The 26,305-nt window shown below is 38.5% G+C and carries 19 protein-coding genes; 11 read left to right on the forward strand and 8 right to left on the reverse strand.

The features are described 5' to 3' along the window. Nucleotides 1-1,215 (reverse strand): acetate kinase, encoded by a 1,215-nt coding sequence (locus AOR04_RS07705; RefSeq protein WP_096792955.1) that lies wholly within the window; start codon nucleotides 1,213-1,215, stop codon nucleotides 1-3. 285 nt (nucleotides 1,216-1,500) lie between these two features. On the opposite strand from AOR04_RS07705, the gene yfbV reads away from it, so the two are divergent. Continuing rightward, a complete protein-coding gene (gene yfbV, locus AOR04_RS07710) occupies nucleotides 1,501-1,947 on the forward strand; it encodes a terminus macrodomain insulation protein YfbV (protein WP_033039346.1) in 447 nt (148 codons plus the stop codon). Nucleotides 1,948-1,985: 38 nt separating this feature from the next. On the opposite strand, the gene AOR04_RS07715 is transcribed toward yfbV, so the two are convergent. From AOR04_RS07715 to xthA, 3 genes are read right to left on the reverse strand one after another with little or no spacing between them, the layout of a single operon-like run. Further along, the gene (locus tag AOR04_RS07715; protein ID WP_096792956.1) at nucleotides 1,986-2,786 is read right to left on the reverse strand and encodes a putative RNA methyltransferase; all 801 of its coding nucleotides are present in this window, start codon (nucleotides 2,784-2,786) and stop codon (nucleotides 1,986-1,988) included. Further along, nucleotides 2,783-3,430, reverse strand: a complete 648-nt coding sequence (locus AOR04_RS07720; protein WP_096792957.1) for an energy-coupling factor ABC transporter permease — start codon at nucleotides 3,428-3,430, stop codon at nucleotides 2,783-2,785. Before AOR04_RS07720 ends, AOR04_RS07715 begins: the two co-directional genes overlap by 4 nt. A 5-nt stretch (nucleotides 3,431-3,435) precedes the next feature. Beyond that, complete coding sequence (gene xthA, locus AOR04_RS07725) at nucleotides 3,436-4,242, reverse strand: exodeoxyribonuclease III (protein ID WP_007375390.1); 807 nt, start codon at nucleotides 4,240-4,242, stop codon at nucleotides 3,436-3,438. A gap of 240 nt (nucleotides 4,243-4,482) precedes the next feature. On the opposite strand from xthA, the gene AOR04_RS07730 reads away from it, so the two are divergent. The 4 genes from AOR04_RS07730 to rluB all read left to right on the forward strand — a co-directional run bounded on the left by AOR04_RS07730 (nucleotide 4,483) and on the right by rluB (nucleotide 7,267). Beyond that, nucleotides 4,483-4,914: a hypothetical protein gene (locus tag AOR04_RS07730; protein ID WP_008134083.1), complete on the forward strand. Its 432-nt coding sequence runs from the start codon at nucleotides 4,483-4,485 to the stop codon at nucleotides 4,912-4,914. Between the two features lie 223 nt (nucleotides 4,915-5,137). Then, nucleotides 5,138-5,659 (forward strand): EF-hand domain-containing protein, encoded by a 522-nt coding sequence (locus AOR04_RS07735; RefSeq protein ID WP_007375388.1) that lies wholly within the window; start codon nucleotides 5,138-5,140, stop codon nucleotides 5,657-5,659. 151 nt (nucleotides 5,660-5,810) lie between these two features. Continuing rightward, complete coding sequence (gene scpB / locus AOR04_RS07740; protein WP_007375387.1) at nucleotides 5,811-6,401, forward strand: SMC-Scp complex subunit ScpB; 591 nt, start codon at nucleotides 5,811-5,813, stop codon at nucleotides 6,399-6,401. Further along, nucleotides 6,398-7,267 (forward strand): 23S rRNA pseudouridine(2605) synthase RluB, encoded by an 870-nt coding sequence (rluB, locus tag AOR04_RS07745; RefSeq protein ID WP_002959716.1) that lies wholly within the window; start codon nucleotides 6,398-6,400, stop codon nucleotides 7,265-7,267. The genes scpB and rluB overlap by 4 nt, the downstream gene beginning before the upstream one ends. Before the next feature lie 85 nt (nucleotides 7,268-7,352). Here the strand turns inward: rluB and AOR04_RS07750 are convergent, their stop codons facing one another. Continuing rightward, on the reverse strand, nucleotides 7,353-8,099 hold the full coding sequence (locus tag AOR04_RS07750) for a YciK family oxidoreductase (protein ID WP_007375386.1): 747 nt from the start codon (nucleotides 8,097-8,099) through the stop codon (nucleotides 7,353-7,355). 206 nt (nucleotides 8,100-8,305) lie between these two features. Between AOR04_RS07750 and AOR04_RS07755 the strand changes: the two genes are divergently transcribed. Continuing rightward, nucleotides 8,306-10,735, forward strand: a complete 2,430-nt coding sequence (locus tag AOR04_RS07755; protein ID WP_096792958.1) for a VolA/Pla-1 family phospholipase — start codon at nucleotides 8,306-8,308, stop codon at nucleotides 10,733-10,735. 100 nt (nucleotides 10,736-10,835) lie between these two features. Beyond that, nucleotides 10,836-11,852, forward strand: coding sequence for a protease SohB (sohB, locus tag AOR04_RS07760; protein WP_033039337.1), 1,017 nt, complete (start codon nucleotides 10,836-10,838; stop codon nucleotides 11,850-11,852). Nucleotides 11,853-11,949: 97 nt separating this feature from the next. Here the strand turns inward: sohB and AOR04_RS07765 are convergent, their stop codons facing one another. Then, complete coding sequence (locus tag AOR04_RS07765; RefSeq protein ID WP_008134075.1) at nucleotides 11,950-13,284, reverse strand: dicarboxylate/amino acid:cation symporter; 1,335 nt, start codon at nucleotides 13,282-13,284, stop codon at nucleotides 11,950-11,952. A 192-nt stretch (nucleotides 13,285-13,476) separates the two neighbouring features. Between AOR04_RS07765 and AOR04_RS07770 the strand changes: the two genes are divergently transcribed. Both AOR04_RS07770 and topA read left to right on the forward strand, forming a co-directional pair. Then, nucleotides 13,477-16,758, forward strand: coding sequence for an Ig-like domain-containing protein (locus tag AOR04_RS07770; protein ID WP_096792959.1), 3,282 nt, complete (start codon nucleotides 13,477-13,479; stop codon nucleotides 16,756-16,758). A 252-nt stretch (nucleotides 16,759-17,010) separates the two neighbouring features. Continuing rightward, on the forward strand, nucleotides 17,011-19,719 hold the full coding sequence (gene topA, locus AOR04_RS07775; protein ID WP_008134073.1) for a type I DNA topoisomerase: 2,709 nt from the start codon (nucleotides 17,011-17,013) through the stop codon (nucleotides 19,717-19,719). A gap of 291 nt (nucleotides 19,720-20,010) precedes the next feature. On the opposite strand, the gene AOR04_RS07780 is transcribed toward topA, so the two are convergent. Further along, nucleotides 20,011-20,253 carry a hypothetical protein gene (locus tag AOR04_RS07780; protein ID WP_007375379.1) on the reverse strand — a complete coding sequence of 81 codons (243 nt, stop codon included), beginning with the start codon at nucleotides 20,251-20,253 and terminating at the stop codon, nucleotides 20,011-20,013. A gap of 241 nt (nucleotides 20,254-20,494) precedes the next feature. Between AOR04_RS07780 and AOR04_RS07785 the strand changes: the two genes are divergently transcribed. After that, the gene (locus AOR04_RS07785) at nucleotides 20,495-21,040 is read left to right on the forward strand and encodes a TIGR00645 family protein (RefSeq protein ID WP_096792960.1); all 546 of its coding nucleotides are present in this window, start codon (nucleotides 20,495-20,497) and stop codon (nucleotides 21,038-21,040) included. Nucleotides 21,041-21,132: 92 nt separating this feature from the next. Here the strand turns inward: AOR04_RS07785 and AOR04_RS07790 are convergent, their stop codons facing one another. Then, a complete protein-coding gene (locus tag AOR04_RS07790; RefSeq protein WP_096792961.1) occupies nucleotides 21,133-22,755 on the reverse strand; it encodes an alpha-glucosidase family protein in 1,623 nt (540 codons plus the stop codon). A gap of 660 nt (nucleotides 22,756-23,415) precedes the next feature. On the opposite strand from AOR04_RS07790, the gene AOR04_RS07795 reads away from it, so the two are divergent. Continuing rightward, nucleotides 23,416-26,232, forward strand: a complete 2,817-nt coding sequence (locus AOR04_RS07795) for a TonB-dependent receptor (RefSeq protein WP_096792962.1) — start codon at nucleotides 23,416-23,418, stop codon at nucleotides 26,230-26,232. Nucleotides 26,233-26,305: the final 73 nt, after the last annotated feature.

Consider the following 26,305-nt stretch of genomic DNA (forward strand, 5'->3'; position numbering starts at 1 on the left):
TTAAAGCTCCTTTGCTATGTCTGCAGCATCAAGTGCAATAACCCACTCTTCATTTGTAGGCATGACAACGGCTTTACTACGTGCCTGTGAAGAGCTAATAATACCTTCTTGGCCAAAACGAGCATTAAGATTAGCTTGTTGATCGCAATCGAGTCCTAAAAAGGCAAGCTGTGAGATTACTTTTTCACGAATAATATCAGAGTTTTCGCCAATACCGCCGGTAAAAATAATCGCATCAAGGCGTTGTAGTGGTACCATATAAGCGGCAATTTGTTTTGAAAGACGGTAGCAAAACATATCAAGCGCGAGTATTGCTTTTTTATTACCGGCAACAGCCGCTTCTTCGATTGTGCGGCAATCATTAGAAAGCTCGCTGATACCTAATAAACCACTTTTTTGATTGAGCAAGTTATCTATTTGCTGTGCAGTGTAATCGAGCTGCGTGGTTAAAAAGTTAAACAGGCCTGGATCTATATCGCCACTACGGGTGCCCATCATTAGGCCCTCTAGTGGTGTTAGGCCCATACTGGTATCTACACTCTTACCATTTTTAATAGCACACACTGAACAACCATTACCTAAGTGGGCACTGATAAAGTTACTTTGCTCAATAGGTTGATTAAGTAGTTTTGCTGTTTGGCCTGCAACATAAAAGTGGCTTGTGCCATGAAACCCATAACGTCTAACGCCAAATTCTGTATATAGCTTATATGGCAGTGCATAAAGGTAAGCTACTTCATTCATCGTTTGGTGGAACGCAGTATCAAATACGGCTATTTGTGGTAAGCCTTCGAACGATGCCTGTGCAGATGCAATGCCTAATAAATTAGCATGTCCGTGAAGTGGCGCAAGTGTTGCTGCCTGTGTAATACCCGCAATGACCTTCTCGTCAATCAAAACAGATTGCGTAAAATGCTCGCCGCCGTGCACAACACGATGACCCACAGCAATAAGTTGCTCATCTAAACTATGATCTTTTATTAGGCTTACTAACGTATCTATTGCCTCTGCATGGGCTTGACCTGCTACTAAGTTAATGACAGTTTTAGCGCCTTTGAATTTATATTTTATAGAAGGAGTTGTTGCACCTAAGCGCTCTGCTAGACCAGATATAATTTCGTGGCCCGTGTTTGCATCAATAATGGCAAATTTTAAGCTGGAGCTACCACAATTTAGTACTAAAACGTGTTGTGACTTAGGGGAGGTTGTTGGCATAAATTCATTTCCATAAACAAAATTTAGTAAGTGAACGTGAAACATTAATCGTTACACTCAGAGTGATAAATAAGGCTCAAACATTTAATTAAGCTAAACTAAAATGTAGCTGAATCAATGCGAAATATTTTACCCCAGTTATGGAATTTAGTTTAGTGTTTTGCACACTTTAACAGCAAAATTAAGCACTTTTACTGAGAAAGTAAAAGCCCTTAAAATTGTGTTACACTTTAGAAATAATCAATTTAGTATTGTGTTTTAATAGAGTCACTGTGAGGAGTCATGATGCAAAAAAGTGTGATGTCACAAGTACAAACAGGGCGGTTGTATGCAAAACAATGGCCAATGAGAAAAGAGTTAGCACCTCTATTCATCGAGTTTAAGGTTATTAAAGCTACTGATCTTGCGATCACAGTTATGCCTATTTTAGCCATGCTTACGTTATTTTTTCAGCTGAATTACCTCGGTTCAGACTTCTTACCGCAAGCTATTGCGAGTGCTTTGTTTTTTATCTCGTTACCGTTACAAGGGTTATTATGGCTAGGTAAGCGTGCGCAAACACCTTTAGAGCCAGCCATGCAAAAGTGGTATCACGAGCTTTATACAAAAATGGTTGCCAACGGTTATCAAGCGCAGTTAAGCGAAAAAAAGCCTCGTTATTTGGAGCTTGCGAGTCTACTTAAAGACATGTTTGATAAAATGGATAAAGCGTTTACGAAAGAGCAATTTTAGACGTCGTTAAACTTACGCCTAAATAACCCCAAATTTGATTATGCAGTTTTTGTAAACTGCGTAATGTAAAATGACAAGGTGACAGTATGCTCGCCTTTTTCCCTAAGTGTTTCCCAATGTTCTGGCCTGAACTTCCATGCAAATGGCGTCATCATTATTAAGTCTTTAATATCAGTAAAGCTAAGCGCTACATGCTCTGTTAAAAGAGCTTGCTCTGATTTTTGAAACCCTTTTGGCGAAGATATTTCAGTATGTTCGTTTACTTTTGAATATATATACGATTTTAGCTCTTTTAAATGACAAGGTCCTGGGCTTGCAACCACTAATGTTGCGTTTTGATTTGCAAGGCGCTCAAGCTCTTGCTCAAACAAAGGTGCAAATACGCTAACAAGTACATCAGCAAATTGGCTTTCAAAAGGCGCTTGGCTAATTGATGCCACACTAAAGTTGCAATTAGAGTAGCGCTTTGCTGCATATTTAACCGCAGATTTTGAAATGTCGACGCCGTACACAACTGCGTTTGTTTTACTTGCTATTGCTTGGGTATAAAACCCTTCACCGCATCCCAAATCAATAATAGTATTTGCACTTATATTACTGATTATATCGCTAAGGTTTTCTTGTAAAAAGCCATAATAGCCACGTTCTAAAAATGCACGCCTAGCTTGTACCATTTCAAGCGAATCGCCTGGTTGTTTTGAGTTTTTTTGTTGCACAGGCAGTAAATTAACATAGCCCTCTTTAGCAACATCAAAGCTATGGTTGTTAGCACAACGAAGTGTTGAATCAGTTTTCAAAAGTGCGTGGTTACACAGCGGGCATTGATATTGTAGACTCATGAGCCTAGGTAGTCCTTATCGTAAAAAGTTTTTACCCAATGCGGGCGATAGGTGATCATAACTGTTATAGCCATGCCGTTGAGCATTGCTTCAGGAAACCAAATTATGGCACTTAAATAAACGTAGTTATCTGCGAGTTCTTGCCAATTGTATTGCCCTATAGCTAAGTAAAATAAAGCACCTAGGCTTATTTTTATACAGGCTATAACCCCTGCAGTTATGAACGCACAAACAAATATATAAACAAAAAAATGACGAGGTAAATACTGGTAACTAATTATAAAGCCAAGGTAGCTTAATAAAATAGGAATAAATGCACAAATAAGCAGTTGAACTGGCAACAGTTCAAGTTCAATTTGACCAAATGCAGTCAGTAGGGCTGTGGCAAGTAGGCTACTTAAAATAGTCAATCGCCAGCCTAAAATTAATGTTGCAGCTGTAACGCCTAATATGTGTAAATCGAGGCCAGTTAAAATTCCTGCTTTTATTCGCCAAAGCACTGCAAACACTAACGCACATGCAAGCACCCCAGTTTGACGGGCTGGCGTATTAAGCAATGTTTTATATGTTTTTTTATCAAAGCTTAGTAGGGCAATAATAATTACAAGGGCCCAAAGTAGCCCTTGTATTGTTATGCTGAGCATAGTAATTACTTAAATGTTGACCATATAGGGGCATGATCTGAGGGTTTTTCAATACCGCGCAGTTCGTAATCAATACCAGTATCTATACAACGTGCTGCAAGCTCATTAGTTGCAAGTACTACATCTATTCGAAGTCCTCGGTTATCTACAAACCCCTTAGAGCGATAGTCAAACCATGAGTATTGATCGTCTGTTTCTGGGTTTTGTTCTCTAAAGGTGTCTTTAAAGCCCCAATTAAGTAATGTTGCAAGCCATTCACGCTCTACCGGTTGGAAAGAACATTTACCCGTTTTTAACCAACGTTTAGCATTTACTTCACCAATACCAATATCTAAATCGGTAGGTGATATGTTGATATCGCCCATAACAATTATATCTTGATCGGGTGTATGGTTTGTTTCAAGGTGAGTCATCAAGTCAATATAGAACTGGCGTTTATAAGGGAATTTAGTTTCGTGATTGATATTATCGCCTTGCGGGAAATAACCATTCATTACGGTTAAATCACGACCGTTTTCTTGCTCTACAGTAACGCTTATCATGCGTTTTTGCGATTCCTCTGTATCGGTAGCAAATCCTTTTAAGACCGATTTAGGCTCTTTCTTGCATAACATAGCCACACCATAATGTGCCTTTTGACCATGGTAATAAACGTGGTACCCCATTTTTTGCACATCTTCTAGTGGGAACGCCTCATCATGAACCTTAATCTCTTGCAGTCCAATCACGTCTGGTTGATGTTTATCGATAATTGCTTGTAATTGATGAAGACGAGCACGCAGACCATTGATATTGAAAGAAATCACTTTCATTGAATTTACCTTAAAATTGGTTCTATTTAATGCACTAAATTGTATCAGTATTTACGCGTACATAACATGACTGAAATGGATAAAATCGCTGCATAATTGTTGACCAAATGGTGTTTGAAGTTTAAACATTGTTAATGCTATATTAATTTGTTAAATAAATAAAAAATTCAATTGATATCTAAAAAGTAGGTTATATAATGCGCGAAATCACTCAATAAGCTCGTTCAAATAGGATCTCACATGAAAACACAACTAATTTTAGCTGCAGCACTTTTAGCATCAACTACGGTCTCGGCACAAAGTAATTCGTATTTTAGTAAAGATAATAAAATAGAATCTAAATTGTGTGTATTAAGTGCCAATGAAGGCTTTTCTGCCGCTCGTAAAGAAGCAGCCCAGCATGGTGTGTTTTTATCACGCTTTTCACAAAGTATTTTGTGTAATGGCGAAGATATTCGTGATATTGCTAAAAAAGGAACAACTACTGAAGTGATTAAAACTAAAGTTGAAGTGTTTGCTAAAGACACTCAACAAGAAACACAACTGTGTATGACTGCTTTGAAACAAGGTTTAGCGCCAGTTCGTCAAAAAATCGGTAATTTAAACTCTCTAAAGTGTAATGGTCAAAAAGTAACTGATTTTGTAAAACGTTATCAAAATGCGGCTATTTAATAACACAAAAATTTGAAAAGCATGCCCAGTATATTTATATATACTGGGCTTTTTTTTGCAAAAATTACAAAGCACTTTGCAAAGTTTTCAGATATAACTTATTGAAATTGTTTGTTAAATGCTCTTTTTATTTGTAACTATTTGATTTTAATTAGTTAATTAACATTGGCATCCGAATTGTATTAGCTAAAGTGACATTTATTTAATTACAAGGACACGTCTTATGAAAAAGTTAACATTAGCAACAACAATTTTAGCATCTTTAAGCCTCGCGGCTTGTTCTTCAAATCAAGGCCTTGAGAAAATAGACAGTGATTTTGCAAGCCTGGACAATGACAGCGATGGCTACATTTCAAAAGTCGAAGCGGATGATGATAGCATCTGGGAGCATTTTTCGAATATTGATACCAATATGGATAATGAAATTAGCCGTAAAGAATTTAACGCCTACATGCAGCTAAATGCAGGTAAAGTGGCGACTGATAGTGACGTAAGTGAATCAGCGTTTAAAGCTGAAATAGCTAAGTTTGATAAAATTGAGAGTAGTTTTTCAAGTTTAGATAATGATAGCAACGGTTATATTTCGATTGCTGAAGGCAACGATGATGATATTTCAAATCATTTTGGTTATATGGATGAAAACCAAGATAAGCGCATCAGCAGAAGTGAGTTTAAGGGCTACATTAAAAAATACGGTAATGCTGTAGCCGAAGATGACGCACTAGAAGCAATTAAACGCAGCTAATTTTTGCTTTTAAAATAATCAAGTTAGAAGCCAGTGATTGTCACTGGCTTTTTTGTGTTTTAAATCTAGTTATTTGGTAGATATATTTTCCTAGTTTGGTGTTGTTCTGTCATAATAGATGGCTGTGTATTTTTATTTGTTAAGAGTGTGTATGGCGGGTCGGCGAATTAGTGATGAACAACTAGTTGAGATCATTGAAGCAGCTATTTTTGTTGCAGATAAGCCTGTTAGTAAACGCCACCTTAAAGACGTAGTATTAATAGATTTAGCTATTTCTATGGCGCGAATAAACGACGCAATAGATACTATACAAGAACATTTTCAAACTCGTGGTATTCGTCTAGTCGAAGTTGGCAGTGGTTATCGCTTTCAGGCATGTAGTAGTTTAAGCCCTTGGTTAAATAATTTGTGGCAAGAACGTGCGCCTAAGTATTCACGTGCTTTACTGGAAACATTATCGCTTATTGCATACAGGCAGCCCATTACACGTGGCGAAATTGAGCAAGTAAGGGGAGTTACTACGGGTTCGAATATTATAAAAACCTTACTCGAAAGAGAGTGGGTTAAAGTGGTGGGGCATAAAGAGGTTCCGGGTAAACCGGCTTTATATGCAACTACTAAACAATTTTTAGATTATTTTTCGTTAACAGGTTTAGATAATTTACCAGCGCTGCCAACAGAGCAGCAAAGTAAAATTAACCAGTTATTAAGTGATCCTTCTGTGAGAGAACCATCCGAATGAGTATACAAGGTGAAAAGTTACAAAAAGTCCTAGCCCGTGCAGGCGTAGGCTCGCGCCGTGAAATGGAAAAATACATTGATGCAAACCGCGTTAGTGTAAACGGTAAAGTGGCAAAGTTAGGCGACCGTGTTGAGGAAACAGACTTAATTCGTGTTGACGGACACACTGTGAAAATTGAAGAAAAAGCAGATAGAATTTGTCGTGTAATTATGTATAACAAACCAGAAGGTGAGCTAAGTACACGTAAAGATCCAGAAGGGCGTCGTACTGTATTTGACCGACTTCCTCGTATTGATGGCGATCGTTGGATTGCAGTAGGCCGCTTAGACGTTAATACATCAGGTTTGATGCTGTTTACTAATGATGGTGAGTTAGCAAACCGTTTAATGCACCCAAGTTATGAAGTAGAACGTGAATACTCTGCACGTGTATTTGGTGAAGTAACCAACGAAACGGTTAAAAACCTACTACGTGGTGTTGAGCTTGAAGATGGCCCAGCCAAATTCACGACTGTAACCCCAATGGGTGGCGAAGGTGTTAACCGATGGTTTAACGTAACGTTAAATGAAGGGCGTAACCGCGAAGTCCGCCGTTTATGGCAATCTCAAGATGCGGAAGTATCTCGTCTTATTCGTATTCGTTACGGTAAATTGGAGCTAGATAAGCGCGTACCGCAAGGTGGTTGGATGGAGTATGATCTAGAAACGGTAAACTATTTACGTAAAACCGTTAAATTAGGTCGCGAGACGCAGACTAAGCTTTCTGTTATGCCAGAAAAGCGCAAAGATAAACGCGCTAAAATCAACCAAATCCGTAAAGCAGTTAAAAAACACAATCAACGTGTTAAGCCGACTAAACGTAAATAATCAATTAGTTATTTATTTAACACAAAAAAGCCGCTCATTGCGGCTTTTTTAATGTGCTTTTAAATAACACAGGACTTAGGCTGAGTTATTTTTTTACCTGAGCATCTAACGATTCGCCATTCACTTCACTAGAATCGTCACTCATTAGATATAAATAGGTAGGCATTAAATCCTCTGGTGTAGCAAGCGCGTCTCTATCTTCACCTGGATATGCAGCCGCTCGCATTGAAGTGCGCGTAGCACCTGGGTTAATACAGTTTACACGAATGTTTGTTTTACCTACTTCACATGCCCATGTTTGCATCATGCCTTCTACTGCAAATTTCGAAATGGCATAAGGTCCCCAAAATTCACGGCCTTTGCGACCAACACCTGATGATGTGAATACGATTGATGCATTATCAGATTTACGAAGAACCGGAAACAAGGCTTTAGTGATCATAGCTTGTGCAGTCACGTTCACTTTCATTATATTTTCGAACGTAGATGAGCAAAAATGCTCAAGTGGGCCAAGCGAGCCTAAAATACCGGCATTATTAAGAAGCCCATCTAGGCGGCCAAACTGATATTCAATCGTTGCGGCAAGGTCGCGGTAGTTTTGCTTCGTTGCGCCTTTTAAATCCATAGGCACAATTGCAGGTTTAGGATAACCTGCATTAACAATTTCATCGTAAACACATTCAAGTTTATTAGTTGTTTTACCTAATAAAATAACCGTAGCACCATACTTTGCATATGTAATGGCTGCTACTCGACCAATGCCATCGCCGGCGCCTGTTATTAAAATAACTTTATCTTTGAGTGCGTTTTCAGCTGCTTGATAAGTGTGCATAAAAGTACCAAATTGTATGATTTTTTTAATTTTAACATAGCAAAACGTGAAGTAATCGAATTTATTGCAAAATTAGGTGGCGAAAATAGAAACTTTACGTTAAGTTTAACTGGTCTAATGTCTCATTAATAACCTGATTACATTGTTTTAACTTAATACACTGATTAAACACACTATAAAAATAAAATATGTGCGGAGCCAACAATATGAAAAAAATGCTACTTTCACTCTCGGTTACAGCTGCTTTAGCAGGTTGTGGCGGTGGAGAAACGTTAAAAGATGTTAAAAACGACACAGCCCCAGTTATTCCAACGGCAACAGTAAGTTTTGACCCTGCTAATGGAGTTATATCTGTTCCAAACGATTTGTTAATGAGTGGTACCCAAGACGGTACATTAAACATTCCTGGTGAATTAGATGATGATAACGTGTCTATTCCACGCACAGCTTATGCCAACCCACAATTGGCTCTAGGCGCACTTGATGGTTGGTCTTCGCAGGTTCCTTATAAAATTGATTTAACATTCCCACCGAGTGTGAGTTTAGATGAAGCGTCTGCTGGGGCTCCTGGTACGGTTAGAATTTTTGAAGTAATAATGGGTGCAAGCTTAACGGATGAAGAATGTTCGGTAGTAGCTGCAGGTACTGCTTGTAAATTAGTGGGCGAACTTACCTTTGGTGTTGACTTTGTTACTCAGGCTTCAGGTAATGCTGTTGCAATTGTTCCTCTAAAACCATTTAAAGCTGGTAGTTCATACATTAATGTATTAACAACAGGGCTTAAAGACTCATTGGGTCGCTCTATTGAGCCATCTTCAACTTATGGGTTAGTTAAACAAGAAGCGCCATTAATTACAGCAGCCCAACTTGGTTTGCAGGGCGCAGTTAATAGCTACGAAAATGTAGTTGTTAGTTCTGGAAATATTACGAAAGACGACATTATTTTCTCAGGTGCGATGACTATTCAATCAGCAGGGCCTGTGCTGGGTACTATCAAGCAGTTGTTAGCAGTGAGCTTGCAACAGCCAAGTATGGCAACACCTGCTGTGCAAGTACCAGAACAACCAATGGTAAATGTACAACAAGTATTTGCTTCACAAGGTGTTGAAGTATCGCCTGCTTTTTCTGGTGTTCAATACCAAAAGGGTAGCATTATGCTTCCTATGTACCTAGGGACTCCAACAGGCACTGAGATAAGTGATTTAAACGATACATATTGGCAAGGTATGTGTGATAACGCAGTAGCAATACTTGGTTATAAAGCTGTTGCAGGTGATGCTTTTCCTGCAGAACCTATTAGTGAGAATGACGGGTTATGTTTTGCATTGAGTAGTGGACAGCTTCGAGATTTAGGTTTAGACAGCACGCGTCATTTAACTAAATATAATACCATTCCAAAAGTACAAAGCATGGCGAATGTGCCAGTACAACTAACAAAACCTATTTTACCAATTATTAACGGTGTTCGTGCACAACTACAATTACCGGCTATTGAAATGCCAGAAAATGGCTGGCCTGTTGTAATTATGCAACATGGTATTACTACGCAAAAAGAAAGTATGCTAGCGTTAACTGCCCAACTTTCTATTCAAGGTTTTGCAACTGTAGCAATTGACCACCCAAGACATGGTGAACGCGGTATCGATGTTGATGGTGATGGCAGTGATGACTTTAATGCAACAACAGGTTCGGTACTTAGTTATATGGACTTGAGTTCATTACTTGTTGCGCGAGATAGCCTACGTCAATCAGCGGCTGATTTATTAGGCTTACGCTTGGGTTTAAACTTCATTAACGATACGACTATCAATAGCAAAGATGTTACCTACATCGGGCATTCGTTAGGGTCTATTGTAGCCCCGGCATTTATTGCTCAAGCTAATAGCCCAATGGCACCTACTGTTGACCCACTGTTTAATGTAAATACAGTAGCACTTGCAAGTGGCGGCGGTGGCATAGCAAGCTTCTTACTTGAATCTGCTGCGTTTGGTCCATTTATTCAAGGTTCAGTACTTTCACAAGCTGGTACAACCGAAGCTGATGAACTTAATGTCTACCTACAAGGCGCTGCGCTTTCTAACTGTGGCTCATTAGTACCAGACATGGAAGCTTACTTGACATGTGGTTACAATGAATATGTTGCATCACTTACTACTGCGGGTGAAACGACTAAACTTACTAACATTCAAGGTGTATTTACACAGTTTGCATTTGCGGCACAAACAGCACTTGATAGTGGTGATCCAACTAACTACGCTGCCACGGTGAAAGCATTAGGTACTCCTGTTTATACTAATGTTGTTGTGGGTGATGGTGTTGATAACAAGCCCGACCAAGTGATACCGCCAATGGCAGCTAATAATCCTATTTCTGGCACAATTCCATTAGCTAACTTGATGGGTCTTGAAACAGTAAGTACTTCGCAAGCATTAAGTGAAACACCTTCGAGCTATTTAGTTAAATTTACTAAAGGGCATCATGGTTCTATATTAACGCCAGCTCAAGATGCTGCACAGGCTTCAACTGTTGAAGGCAGTGCTGCTGCTAATGCAGAAATGCAGCTGCAAGTAGCTACTTATTTAGCTGCACGTGGACGTATGTTATTAGTTTCCAACCCTGAGGTTGTGACTGATTAATAACCAGTAAAATAATTAACCTTTAAAAGCCACTGAAAAGTGGCTTTTTTTTGTTTTAAAGCATGTTAAATTAGCTGAAATTTATAAATGGAGAAACCAGTTGGAATTTTTATACGAGTACGGTTTGTTTTTTGCTAAAACAGTTACTTTTGTTATCGCTATAGCAGTTATTTTAATGTTAATAGTTGGCGCTGCAGTTAAGCCAAAAGCTAAAAAAGGTGAAATACAAATAGATGATATATCAGAACAATTAGTAGAACTTAAAGAAAGTTTTTTGCAAAATACGCTCGGTAAAAAAGAGCTAAAGGCGCATCAAAAGGAGTTAAAAACGCAAAGTAAAAAAGCAGATAAAGACGAAGCTAAACCTCGTTTATATGTAATTGACTTTGTGGGCAGTATGGATGCACACGAGGTGGAAAGCTTACGAGAAGAAATAACAGCCATTATCTCTATTGCTGAGCCTAGTAAAGACAAGGTCCTTATTCGTTTAGAAAGTGGTGGCGGGGTCGTACATGGCTACGGACTTGCTGCTTCGCAACTACAGCGTATTAAAAATGCTGGCATACCCTTGAGTGTCTCAATTGATAAAGTGGCTGCCAGTGGGGGGTACATGATGGCATGTGTTGCCGATGAAATACTCGCTGCACCATTTGCAATTGTTGGCTCTATTGGGGTGATTGCTCAAATTCCTAACTTTAATAAAATATTGAAGAAAAATGATGTTGAATTTGAACAAATAACTGCTGGTGAGTTTAAGCGTACGCTTACTTTATTTGGTGAAAACACAGATAAGGCCCGTGAAAAATTTCGTGAAGAAATTGAACAAACTCACGACTTATTTAAAACATTTGTGAGTACACAACGCCCAAGTTTAGATATAAATCTAGTTGCGACAGGCGAGCATTGGTTTGCAACTCAAGCTATTGAAAAAGGCTTGGTAGATGTTATAAAAACAAGTGATGATGCTTTATTAGAGCAACAACATGAACGCCAAATCTATAAAATTAAATATAAAGTCAAAAAAGGACTGAGCGATAAGCTCGCGCTTGGCTTGAGTAGTGGCGTAAATAAAGTCGGGATAAACTTACTTTCTAAATTTAAGTCCCTAAATCCTTAGATTAGAATTTTTAACCTGAGAACAAGCTAATTATTTTTACTCGAAAAAAAACCTTGATGCAAAACATCAAGGTTTTTTATAACTCAATAGTCATAGATTATGAATCAATAGACTTATGATAATCTTCTAAATCTTTAGCTGCGTTAGGGTCATTGAATACGCTTTCATCAAGTTCACCTTCAGACTTGGCAACAACACAGGTAACCATACAGTCACCAGTAACATTTACCGCAGTACGGGTCATATCAAGTAATCTATCTACGCCAATTATAATAGCAATCCCCTCTACAGGTAAGCCAACTTGGTTAAGTACCATTGCCAACATTATTAAGCCAACACCAGGAACACCGGCTGTGCCTACAGATGCGAGCGTAGCTGTTAATATGACCATTAAATAGTCAGAAATCGTTAAATCAACACTAAACACTTGTGCAATAAATACGGTTGCGACGCCTTGCATAATCGCTGTACCATCCATATTAATGGTTGCACCTAGGGGGATAGTAAATGAGGCAACTGAGTTGCTTGCACCTAACTTTTTAGTCGCAGTTTCAAGTGTAATAGGCATGGTTGCGCTAGAGCTTGATGTACTAAATGCAAATAAACAGGTGTGCTTCATTTTAGCTAAGAAAATACGTGGGTTTAAGCCCGTTAGTATTTTTAATAGTAATGTGTAATTTACAAGCGCATGTAATAGCAGGGCCAAAACAACAACGCCAAAATATTTAGCTAGGCTCACAATTAAATTGAGCTCTATTGTAGTGAACAGCTTTGCCATTAAAAAGAACACGCCATATGGTGCGATGTTCATTAATAAAGTAACTAATTTTAAAATAACTGTGTTTAAGTCTTCAAATACATCAGCAACGCGTTTGCCTGCTTTACCACTTAGTGCCATAGCAATACCAAATAGTAATGCAAATACAATGACTTGTAGCATGTTGCCTTTAGCCATTGCTTCAAATGGATTTGTTGGGAACATGTCTATAATAACTCTAGCTAGAGTAGGTGCTTCTTTTGCATCGTAACTCGCTTGAGAAGGTAAGCCAATTCCTTCCCCAGGATTAAATAATAAGGCTAGGGAGATTGCTACTGTAATAGCTATAGCTGTAGTTAGTAAATATAAACTAATAGATTTGCCACCTAAGCGTCCCAGTTTTTTTGGATCGCTAAGGCTGCAGGTTCCACAGACAAGTGAAACAAAAACGAGCGGAACAACTAACATTTTTAAGCTAGCGATGAATATTTGCCCACCCACATGAAAAAGGCCATCGACAAAAAATGCTTTAATTGGCAAAGAGAATAACCCAAGTGGTATTAGATAATCGTCTTCACCAGCTAAAATAGCCTGAAATATAAAGCCTACTACAACCCCTAACCCCATACCTATCATGATGCGAGTGGTTAAACTCATTGAACGGATTTTTGACATATACCCTAATCTACTTTTAATAAATTTTGTCATAGACTACCAGCCTATAAATATTTATACAGAAAAAGTTAGTATTTATTGAAAATTATTTTATACAAAAAAGTAATAAAAAACTGTGATTTTAAACTAGGTTATAGGTTAATATTAGGTAAATAACGTTTAGTTAATAATAACAACACTAGGGAGAGGTCAATGCCTTTAACGCGATTGCTCAGTATTATGTTACTTAGCTTTTTACTCATGGCTTGTGGCGGAGGTGGGACGCTTGAAAAAGATGGCACAGTGGGTGGTGATACTGATACCGACACAACTGTTTATACATTAACCCTTCAAGGGTATTCTCAAACTAGTGACTCTGAATCAAATGCAGTAACTGCTGACGCGCCAATAGATTTACGTGTAACACTTAAACAAAATGATACCCCAGTTGCAGGTAGACGCATAACGTTCAGTTTAGCTGATGGTGTGGGTGAACTTACTCCAGAGTCGGCATTAACCCAAAGTGACGGTATTGCCACTGTTGAACTTTCTGCGGGAACAATTACAGGCGCGGGAGAAGTTACTGCGACGTATACTATTGATGGCGCATCGTATACAGACGTTTTTGATTTTCAAACTCAAACTGAAGTTATACCTAAAGTAGAGCTGGCCGTTAATTTACAAACATTAAATGGGGGAGAGGCCAGAAATGTAAATTTTTTAACGCCCGCAATTGCACAAGCAATACTTCTATTAGACGGTGAACCAGCTGCTTTTCAGCTAATACAATTTAATCTATCAGGCTTTGGAACAATAAATCCGTCTAATGGAACAGCAATGACCAATAATGAAGGCATTGCTAAAATAGATATACTTGCTGGCACTGAAGCTGGTGCAGGAACTGTTTCAGCTACTTATATTACTGAAGATGGCAGTAATATAAACTCTAATGCTTATACTTACACTACAGCAGGCGACGCTCCTGTACTGGGATTGTCGGAAGATTTTACGATTGATTTAAGCTTACTTTCGGCGACAACGCTGGCACAAACGAGCCAGATTAGTGCAAGTGAAAGTGGTTTAATTAAGGCGCTTGTTCTAGATTCTGATAGTCAACCAGCGGTTGGAGAAGTTGTTACCTTTAACTCATCGCTTGGTAGTTTATTGCCCAGTTCAGGGACTGCACTGACTGACTCAAAGGGTATAGCTACGCTTAATTTGACATCAGGAACAATTGAAGGGGCTGGTATTGTTACCGCACAGTTTGAAGCGGTTGAATCTACATTGGGCTTTTATACCAGTGGGGATGCGATTGATCCAAATCAAAGCAGTGCCGATATAGCATTTACAATATTCCAAAACTGCCCACCTGACTTCAAAACGACGAAGGATGTGAGTTTATGTGAAGAGACTGCCGGTATTTCTGGTGATTCAATCGGCATCCTTTATATTAAAGTTAATAAAAAAGATTCAACCATACCACTAACTCAAACTCTCGTTACGGCAACAACAACGATTGGCTCTATTTCACCTACAACGGGCACCGCAATCACCGATGTAAATGGTGTTGCAATACTTGATATTATCCCCGGCAGAGATGTAGGGGCTGGAGAAATAACTGTTTCAGTATTAGGGAGCAGCATTACCAAAGCATTTCAGATAGCTGCTGTAGATATTGATATTACTATAACAAGCTCTTTAGCTGATGATGAATTTCTAGCCGCAGGTGCTACAGCACTAATTTCTATTGAAATTACTAAAGATGGTGAAGCCTATACAACCCCATTAAATGTAGAATTTTCATCAGGCTGTGTTGCAAGTGGTTTAGCTGTAATGGATGAAGCTGTTACCAGCATTGGTGGTTTCGCCCGTTCAACTTACCGACCTTTAACGTGTGTTGGCGGCGATATTATTACTGCAACAGTTGTTACTGGAGGTGATACTGTATCAGGTACGGCAACGATTAATGTATCTCCAGCTGATATTGGCTTCATCCAATTTATTGAAGTAACACAACCTGTTATTTCATTAAAAGGTACAGGTGGAGCTAACAGAAGTGAAATTTCAGAAGTTAGATTTAAACTAATTGATTCTAACGGTAATGCACTAGCTTCTAGAACTGTCGACTTTACATTATCCACTTCAGTGGGTGGAATTACGCTTAGTACCGCTTCGGCTATCACCAATAGTGCTGGTGAGATACAGACTACAGTTCAGTCTGGTGCAGTTGCGACTCCTGTGCGTGTTATTGCTTCAAGTAAAGATGATGTTGGTGGCGAAACTGTGGTTGTAACAGCGCCTTCGGATATTTTAGTTATAAGCACAGGGATTGCTGATCAAAATAGCTTTTCACTATCTCGCTCAGAGTTTAATACGCATGGTTTAAATGTTGATGGGACTTTAGTATCTGTTAATGCGCGCTTAGCCGATCATTTTAATAACCCGGTACCAGATGGCACTGCTGTAAGTTTTATTACTGAAGGTGGTGTTATCGAACCAAGCTGTACGACTACGAATGGCGTTTGTAGTGTTATGTGGACAAGTAGTAATCCACGCCCGTTTACCGATTCAATGTACGAAAATACAATTGCTCAAAAATGTGATAGTGGATTACCGTGTCCATTAGGTATTTTAAATAATGATCTAACATTAGATTTACCATTAGGGGGGCGTGCAACCGTTCATGCATATGCTATTGGTGAAGAGACTTTTTCAGACTTAAATGGTAATGGTTACTTTGATAGGACAGACTTCTTTGATGATTTATTTGATATTCCAGAAGCTTTTATTGATAACAATGAAGATGGCACTTTTGGCGGTAAAGACTGTAACGATGGAACGGATCCTTGTTCACGTGATAACTCAACAGGCGATGAGTTTGAAGAGTTTGTAGATTTTGATGGTAATGGTTCTTGGACTACAGAGAACGGTTTATACAATGGTTTACTATGCCGTCAAGAAGACGAAACTGCTGGTATATGCAGCCGCCAAATGGTTAACGTATTTCAAAACCAAGAAATTGTAATGTCTGGTGATGCTGCTTTCTTTAGGTTAATAACTTATGCCAATGATTGTGCTGCTATTACAGGCGTAACAGCGACTGAGGTGCGTGTAAATAGTGACCCTACAGGGCCTTTAGTGCGTAGTTCAACAGGCCAGCTAATGTGTGGAGTTGATTCAATAGACTTAACAGTAGCGACAGGAACTAATAGTGTTGGATTAACCGTGTTCATAGCTGATGCCTATAATAACCCTTTACCCGTTGGGAGTGAGGTAAGTATCGCCTCTGAAAATGGTATTCTAACGGGCACTAACAGTTATATCTTTCCTAATACAACAAGTTTTGTGCCTGTAGGTATTTCCTTTGGTATAACAAGAGAGCCAGCCGATGGAAGAAATGATATAACTGATGGTTTTTTAACAATTAGTGTTGAAGCTACATCGGGTCTTATTTCGTCAACTTCAATTGCAGTTACTGACGACGCTAAGCTATAATTTTATGATGTTTTAAAAAAATGCCAACCTTTAGGTTGGCATTTTTGTTTGTGTTCTATATATTCCACAACAATTATTCTAAAAACACCTGTTTGTTTAAATTAGCAACAGAAATTGTTCGTTTATTCAGTAAATACTGAAAAGTTTGTATTAAAAGCTTGTAACAACTAGTGTTTGTAGATATACCTATAAATATTCGCGCCGCTTAGAGCGGTAAACACATTTTTAATATTTGGTTAGAAATAGGCAACTATGGGCAAATCGCTAGTAATTGTAGAGTCACCTGCTAAGGCTAAAACAATTAATAAATATTTAGGTAATGATTTCATCGTAAAGTCTAGTATTGGACATGTACGAGATTTACCTACTTCGGGTTCGAGCAAAGCTAAAGTGCCGGCAACTAAAACGCCAGCAGAAGTTCGTAAATTGCCACCTGAAGAAAAAGCAGCGTATAAAAAACAACGAGATTATACCAACTTAGTCGCACGTATGGGAATTGACCCTGAACAAGGCTGGGAACCGCATTACGAAATATTGCCGGGTAAAGAAAAAGTTGTCCAAGAATTACAAAAACTGGCAGAAAATGCAGATCAAATATATCTCGCAACGGATTTGGATAGAGAAGGGGAAGCGATTGCTTGGCACCTTCAAGAAATCATTGGTGGAGAGCCTGAAAAGTATAAACGCGTAGTTTTTAACGAAATTACTAAAAATGCGATTCAACAAGCGTTCGAAACGCCGGGTGAGTTAAATACCGATATGGTTTTTGCTCAGCAAACGCGACGCTTCTTAGATCGCGTTGTAGGCTTTATGGTGTCGCCATTACTGTGGGCAAAAGTCGCTCGCGGACTTTCTGCAGGTCGAGTTCAGTCAGTTGCAGTGCGTTTATTGGTTGAACGTGAACGTGAAATTAAGGCATTTATACCAGAAGAGTTTTGGGATATTCATGCTGATGTTAAAAACACAGAGTCAGAGTTACGTTTAGAAGTAACCAAACAAGACGACAAGCCATTTAAGCCAGTAAATGAAGCTCAGGCTAGCGCAGCAGTTAAAAGCCTTGAGAATGCCGAATATAAAGTTGTTAATGTTGAAGAAAAACCAAGTAAGAGTCGCCCAAGTGCGCCTTTAATTACTTCAACAATGCAACAAGCGGCGAGTACACGTTTAGGTTATGGCGTTAAAAAGACCATGATGCTTGCTCAGCGTTTGTATGAAGGTGGTTACATTACTTATATGCGTACCGATTCAACTAATCTGTCAAAAGATGCAGTTGCTATGTGTCGTGAATATGTAACCGAGCAATTTGGTGAAAAATATTTACCAAAAGATCCGATTAACTACAGTTCTAAAGGCAATGCACAAGAAGCGCATGAGGCTATTCGTCCATCAAGTGTAACAGTGCTTTCTGGTCACATTGAAGGCGTTGACGCTGATGCTAAAAAATTATACGAGCTTATTTGGCGTCAATTTGTTGCATGTCAAATGGTGCCTGCAGAATATGATCTAACTACTTTGACTGTTGCAGCAAACGATTTTCAGCTCAAAGCAAAGGGTCGCGTATTACGCTTTGATGGTTGGACTAAAGTGCAACCTGCAATTCGCAAAAAGAATGAAGAAGATCAATCATTACCACCGGTTACATTAGGTGAAACACTGACTCTTGTTGAACTTGATCCTAAGCAACATTTTACCAAGCCGCCTGCGCGTTTTAGTGAAGCGAGTTTGGTTAAAGAGCTTGAAAAACGAGGTATCGGTCGTCCTTCTACGTACGCATCTATTATTTCAACGATTCAAGACCGTGGTTATGTACGTGTTGAAAATCGCCGTTTCTTCGCTGAAAAAATGGGTGAAATTGTTACCGATCGTTTAGTTGAAAACTTTACAGATTTAATGAATTTTGACTTTACCGCTAAAATGGAAGGTCGGCTAGATGATATCGCGGAAGGCGAGCGCGTTTGGACTGAAGTACTTGATAAATTCTATGCTGATTTTTCAACGCAACTAACTGTCGCCAAAGATGAGCCAGAACAAGGTGGTATGCGTCTTAACGAGATGGTTGAAACAGATATTGAATGCCCTACGTGTAGCAGAAAAATGGGTATACGCACGGCCTCAACCGGTGTTTTCTTAGGGTGTACTGGTTATAGCCTTCCACCAAAAGAGCGTTGTACTACAACGATGAACTTGGTATCGGGTGATGAAGCTGTAGCTGCAGATGTTGAAGATGTAGAAACTGAAAAGTTAATGCAAATGAAGCGTTGTCCAATTTGTGAAACAGCAATGGACTCATACCTAATTGACGAAACTCGTAAATTGCACGTGTGTGGTAATAACCCCGCATGTAAAGGCCACGTAGTTGAGGAAGGTACCTTTAAAATTAAAGGCTATGATGGACCAATTATCGAATGTGATAAATGTGGTTCGGACATGGAGCTTAAATCGGGTCGCTTTGGTAAGTACTTTGGCTGTAATAACGAAGAATGTAAAAATACTCGTAAGCTACTTAAAAATGGCGAAGCAGCGCCGCCAAAAGAAGATCCTGTTCACATTACTGAATTAGAATGTGAAAAATCAGATGCGTATTTTGTTTTACGTGATGGCGCTGCGGGTATATTTTTAGCCGCAAATACTTTTCCTAAGTCACGTGAAACACGTGCACCTAAGGTAGAAGAGTTAAAACGCTTTAGAGACCGCATTTCGCCTAAGTTTTATTATTTAGCAGATGCACCAGCTAAAGATCCTGATGGTAATCTTGCTGTTGTACGCTATAGCCGTAAAAATAAATCTCAGTATGTTATGACTGAAGTTGACGGTAAAGCTACCGGCTGGACTGCTCATTATGAAGCGGGTAAATGGACAGAAGAAGCGAAGAAAAAAGCAGCACCTAAAAAGAAACCAGCGGCTAAAAAAGCCCCTGCTAAAGCAAAGGCTAAGCCAAAAGCAAAAAAAGAGGCTGAATAAGTAAATAATCGCTTATTCATCGCTTTTAAAAGCTAAAAAAACCGGAACGCACAGCTTGTGTCGATTCCGGTTTTTTTTATCTATTTATATGTACTTCGCAATGGCTTTGTTAGCCGCACATATAATACCAACCTGCATAAATATTTGAACAATTTATCGAATTAAATCACTCTACAACGTTGTTAAAAATTTTTATTTAGAACAACTAGATACAAAATTTTTGCTTAGTTCTAGCGCGATTTTCTTATCGTTAAATAGACCACATATACAAGCAGATTGGTATGAATATTATTAAATTTTTACAGAAGATATTTTCTTGTATCCTTCTGATTCAAGTTCATCATTTACACACTTTAATACGTATGCATTTAGATCTTCATTACTTACGTCGTCATCTTTAGCCCAGTTAACACACATTTCTGTGTATTCTTTTATTGTTTCGGCTGAGGCGTTTGTCGCATCGTCTGCTACTGCGTAAGTTGCAGATACTGCAAATAAAGGTGCTACGATTAATGCTAGCAATGCTTTGTTCATTCGTTTATTCCTAAAAAAATGGTGTGACGACTGAATTACGCTATTTAAGTTGAAGCGTAAAACAATAGTGCCCAGTACAGAACAATTCTGTTGGTATGCTGATTTTTAAACGAAATTGAGATAAAAGATAACGAAATATTTTTATCGTGAAGATGAGTAATTCATTTATCGGTATTTTCACATCATTGTGTTGTTGTGAGTTATAAGCTAAGGTCGCTTTTTTAAATTAAAAGACCAAAAAATGTCATCACATACACCTCAAAAAAAGCCACGCCAAGCGAATAAATTAGAGCATGCGTTAGAATCTTTTATCTTTAAAGGACGTTGGCTTCTGGCCCCATTTTTTGTTGGTTTACTCTTTGCAGTTGTATTGTTACTAATAAAATTTTTTAAACAGCTTTATTTAATGGGTATTGCGACGTTTTCAGCAACTAATCAAGAATTACTTGTTGGCATTTTAACCTTAGTTGATACCGCACTATTAGCAGGGCTATTACTAATCATTACATTCAGCGGTTACGAAAACTTTGTTTCAAAGCTTGATATTGATAATCATGAAGACAGACCATCTTGGATGGGGAAAGTCGGTTTTTCAGGGCTAAAAATGAAACTAATAAGCGCAATCGTGGCTATTTCAGCTGTTGAATTATTAAAAGTATTTATTAACTCAGGTGCATACCCAAACGATGAATTACTGTGGAAGGTGATTATTCATATTACGTTTGTTATGTCTGGTGTTCTATTTGCGCTAACTGATTACTTAAACAGTAAAACCCAAAGTCATTAGAAAAATTAAATGTACAAAAAAGCCCAAGTAATTTACTTGGGCTTTTTATGTTTAGAGCTTAGCTGTAACATTAAGTGTAATTATTGATGTCATTAACACTCTGCATAAAAGCAAGCGTAAGGCTCAAGCGTTAGTGTATCTTGGCTTAATTTTGCGCTGTGATGGCTAAGCTCAGTATATTCTTTAACGATTGATGTTGGCATATCAATACTTGCTTGTTGAAAGCTTAGATTAAACATGCAAAGCATTCTTTGCGTTCCAAGGGTTCTATAAAAAGCAAGCATAGGCTCAGGCGTTTCAATAAACTCAATATCACCCTCAAGCAAAACCGTTTGCTTTTTTCGCCAGGTCATAAATTCACGGTAGGCATTTAAAATTGAGTTGTTATCATTTGTTTGCATCGCAACTGATTGTTTTTTGTGTGCATCATCTACTGGGAGCCAAGGCTTGGCTTCACTAAACCCAGCGTGCTGCGATCCAGTTTGCTCCCAAGGCATTGGCGTTCTACAGCCATCACGCCCTTTAAAGTTAGGCCAAAACGTTATGCCATACGGGTCTTGTAAGTCTTCAAAGGCAACACTTGCTTCACCTAACCCTAATTCTTCACCTTGGTACATACACACGCTGCCGCGAAGAGAAGCAAGTAGGGCGGTTAACATTTTACATTGCTGAGAATTGATTTTGCCGTTTTCGCTCCAGCGGCTTGCTACGCGCTCTACGTCATGATTGCTAAATGCCCAGCATGGCCAGCCCTCAAGCATATGTTGTTCTAGGGTTTGAACCGTAGTTCTAATATATTCACTTGAGTAATCATTTGTTAATAGCTCAAAGCTATAACCCATGTGCAGTTTGTCGCCACCTTGGGTGTACTGCGCCATTGTAGCTAATGAATCTTCTGATGAGATTTCGCCAAGCGATACAGTACCTGGGTATTTATTAAGTAATGCACGAATATCTTGCATAAACTCAATGTTTTCTGGCTGAGTATTGTTGTAATAATGGTACTGAAACGCATACGGATTATCTTCACTAAAACCACGGCCTTGACGCTTATCTTTTGGTTTAGCTGGATTATCGCGTAGTCGTGCATCGTGATAACAAAAATTAATAGCATCGAGTCTAAAACCATCAACGCCTTTTTTAAGCCAAAACTCTACATTATCAAGCACTGCTTTTCTTACATCTGGATTATGAAAGTTAAGATCCGGTTGTTCGGTTAAAAAATTATGCAAGTAGTATTGCCCGCGACGAGGTTCCCACTGCCAAGCCCCACCACCAAAAATAGAAAGCCAGTTATTTGGCGCTGTACCATCTTCTTTTGCATCGGCCCAAACATACCAGTCGGCTTTATCGTTTATTAAATTATCGCGGCTATCTAAAAACCACTGATGTTGATCAGAGGTGTGACTTAATACCTGATCAATAATTATTTTAATATCACGATCATGGGCTTGGCTTATTAGCTCATCAAAATCATTTAAATCACCAAAAAGCGGGTCAATGTCGCGGTAGTCACTAATATCGTAGCCAAAGTCTTTCATTGGCGATTTGAAAAAAGGTGAAATCCAAATAGCATCAACGCCTAAGCTTTTAATGTAATCAATACGATTAATAATTCCTTTTAAATCACCAATACCATCGTTGTTGCTATCTTGAAAGCTACGCGGATAAACCTGATAAATAACCGCACCTTTATACCACTGCTTTTGGGTCATGCTTTTCTCCGTCATTCCACACAGTACTTAGACTATTCTTATTTGTGATTAAGATTAATCACGTTATTTGAAAAAGCATACGTGAAGCCTTGAACACTGTAAAAAGCCTGCATACGTATGCACTAAAATTAATACAATTAAATTATTAAAAATAAGTACTTAGGCATCATTAAAAATGTTCGATTTGTGTGTTTTTTTGTTTACCAATTATATAATTTAGCTATTTTCTTACTCGAACTAAACCTAATAGCTTGTCCTATAAGGGAAATATATTTTATGTTTCACCTTTAATGGTCTGACCAATTCAACACTTGGTTGATGTTTGATAGTTCTTATTTTTCATAGCGGTACTAATTAGTTTCACTTTGTTTACATCAAGGTCAGTGAGCTATTAACTGTTAATAGAGTAAATTTAACGAGCAATGTTTTTCAATTGATTTTATTTGTTTTTATATGTAATCAAATCAATTGGTTAGTCTTTATTTTTTCAAGTTTATGTTAATGTTAAATCCTTCTGTAACGGTTGAATACGTATGCATAAAGTTGTTAATAAAATAAAGCTGGCGTTAATATTCATCCTGACAACAAAATTAGCTCGCCTGTTTGACTATCACTCAAACAATGAATGCGGGTATCACAATATGGGTAACGGGAAACATTATGTCTATGTTCAAACCAAGTATATTAACTTTGGCATTAACAGCTGCAGGCTTATCAAGCTTTGCAACACTAGCTGCTCAAGAAAATACAATAAAAAAAGATGACGTAGAGGTTATCGAGGTTAAAGGCTTTCGTGGCAGCTTAATTGAATCTATAAACACTAAACGCTTTTCTACACAGGTTGTAGAATCTATTTCTGCAGAAGATATAGGTAAGCTACCTGATTCGTCTATTGCTGAGTCTATTGCACGTTTACCAGGTTTAACTGCACAACGTTTAGATGGCCGAGCAAGTCGTGTGAGTGTTCGTGGTTTTAGTGAAGATGAAAGTGCGACCACTTTTAATGGCCGTGAGCAAGTGTCTATTGGTGACAACCGAGGCGTAGAGTTTGATCTTTACCCATCTGAAATAATGAGCGGTGTTACTGTTTATAAAACACCTAATGCCAGTATTGAAGCCGAAGGTATTGCTGGTGTCATTGACATGCAAACGGTTAAGCCTTTAAGTAAAGGTGAACGTGTTGTTATGTTTAATGGTCAGCTTGAAAAAACAAGCTTTGACAAGTTAAACCCAGATGGCGATAACCAAGGTTTCCGCGGTACTTTTTCGTATATTGACCAATTTGCAGATGACACTATTGGTGTGGCATTCGCGTATAACAAAATGAGTTCTCCAAACCAAGAAAAGCGTTGGAATTCGTGGGGTTATCCTGATTACAGTGTTTCTGAAAATAAGCTTAAAGACGATACAACGGTTGGTCCATATAGCTCAATACTAGGTGGCGCTAAACCTTATGTGCGTTCATCTACATTAGATCGTGACTCAGCAATGCTGGTTATAGAAGCATCTCCGAATGATCGCTTGAATATGACATTCGATGCATTATATGTTGATTTTTCTGACGAAAGAATTTTACGCGGTATTGAAATTCCATTTGCATGGGGTCAAGGTAGTATAGATCCAAACAGTGTTATTGTAGACGAAGACTCTGGTTTTATTACTAGCGCTAAGCTGCAACAAGGCCAGCGTGTTGTTGTTCGAAATGATTATGAAGAACGTAATGCTGAACTAAAGCAATTCGGTTTTAATACAAAATACGATATTAATGATGCATGGTCTGTAGAGTTTGATGCAAGTGTATCTGAAGTAGAACGTCAGCTTTGGAGTATAGAAAGCTACTCAGGAACTGGTCGCGGAGACAGTAATGGTGTTGCTGATAACTTAGGTTATACCTTTAATGGTGGCAACACGGGCGCGCAATTTACCCATGAACTTGATTACAGTGACTATAACTTAATTCAACTAGGTGGACCGTTATCTTGGGGCGCAAGCTCTGCGTTAAATGATAAATACGGCCTAAATGATACGCCTTACCAAAATACAGCACAAGATGGCTTCATCAACGCACCAGAAATTAATGATGAGCTTCAAACATTAAAGTTAGCTGCTAGCAAAGTGCTTGAAAATGACTACATAAGCGCTATTAAATTTGGTATTTCGTACCGTGACCGTGAAAAAACTAAAAAGTCAGAAGGTTATTTTATGACTTTGAAAGATTTTTCACTTGATAACCCAGGAATGGTCTCAGTACCTGAAAAATACCGTTTGGGCACTGCAAGTTTAGACTTTATTGGTATGGGTAATATGATTGCTTATGACACTAATGGTCTGGTTAATGACGGTTACTACAATCTCCTACAAGAGAGCTTAACAGATCAAAAACATAAAACGCAGTCTTGGACAGTACAAGAACAAGTTACAGCTTTATTTTTGCAAGCAGATATTAATACTGAACTAGGTTCAATTCCTGTTTCAGGTAACGTTGGTGTGCGTTATGTTAAAACGGAACAATCCTCACAAGGTTCTGCTGCGACGACCGAAAACGGTTTAGTTGTTGTATCTCCAACAGACATTAGCCATGATTACTCGCATGTATTACCTAGCTTAAACTTATCATTTGCAATAGATGAAGAACAAACGGTTCGTTTTGGTGCAGCTAAAACTATTTCACGTGCTCGTTTAGATGAAATGAACGCTTCTGTAAATGCAACATATAGCCCAACTCAAGACTCTAACGGTAATAACTGGAGTGTATCTGGTGGTAATCCGCAGCTTGAGCCTAAAGAAGCCACTGGTTTTGATTTAAGCTATGAAAACTATTTTCATGAAGAAGGTTATTTTGCAGCAGCGTATTTCTATAAAGATATTTCTACTTGGATTTTTGACGGTAACTACGCAATAGATATGACTGGTGTCGCTAATCCATCAACAGGTGAAATACCAGCAAATAGCCAAGGTTCTGGCTCAGGCAAAGTAAATGGTGGCGGAGGTGACCTTTGGGGTTACGAGCTATCTCTTTCTTTACCATTGAGTATATTTAGTTCATCACTGGAAGGCTTTGGCTTAATTGCCAGCCATACTGGTGTAGAGCAAGATATTGAAGATCAAAATGGGAATGAATATGAACTGCCAGGTTTATCAGAGAAGATCGATAGCTTAACTTTTTATTACGAAAGAAATGGCTTTCAAGCGCGTACAAGTATGCGTAAACGCTCTGACTTTAAAGGTAATGTTAACGGCTTAGGACTTGCGGCTACGCAAGTAGATATTAAAGGCGAAACAATTTGGGATATTCAAACTGGATATGATTTTGCTGAATCTGGCTTACAAGGTCTGGAAGGGTTATCTGTTACATTCCAAATTCAAAACTTAACCGCAGAGCCATTTACTTCGCTTTCGGGTGATAACAATTTACAAGTACGTGACTACCAAGATTACGGTCGCACTTACTTGTTAGGCTTTAGCTACAAGCTATAATAAAAATTGTGTGTAGAAGCCCTTGTGATTTATTTTACAAGGGCTTTTTTATAGCTACTTTACCTAACTTTTT

Origin of the sequence: Pseudoalteromonas sp. 1_2015MBL_MicDiv (assembly GCF_002407505.1) — a bacterium.
In the GTDB taxonomy this organism is placed as follows: Bacteria; Pseudomonadota; Gammaproteobacteria; order Enterobacterales; family Alteromonadaceae; genus Pseudoalteromonas; species Pseudoalteromonas fuliginea.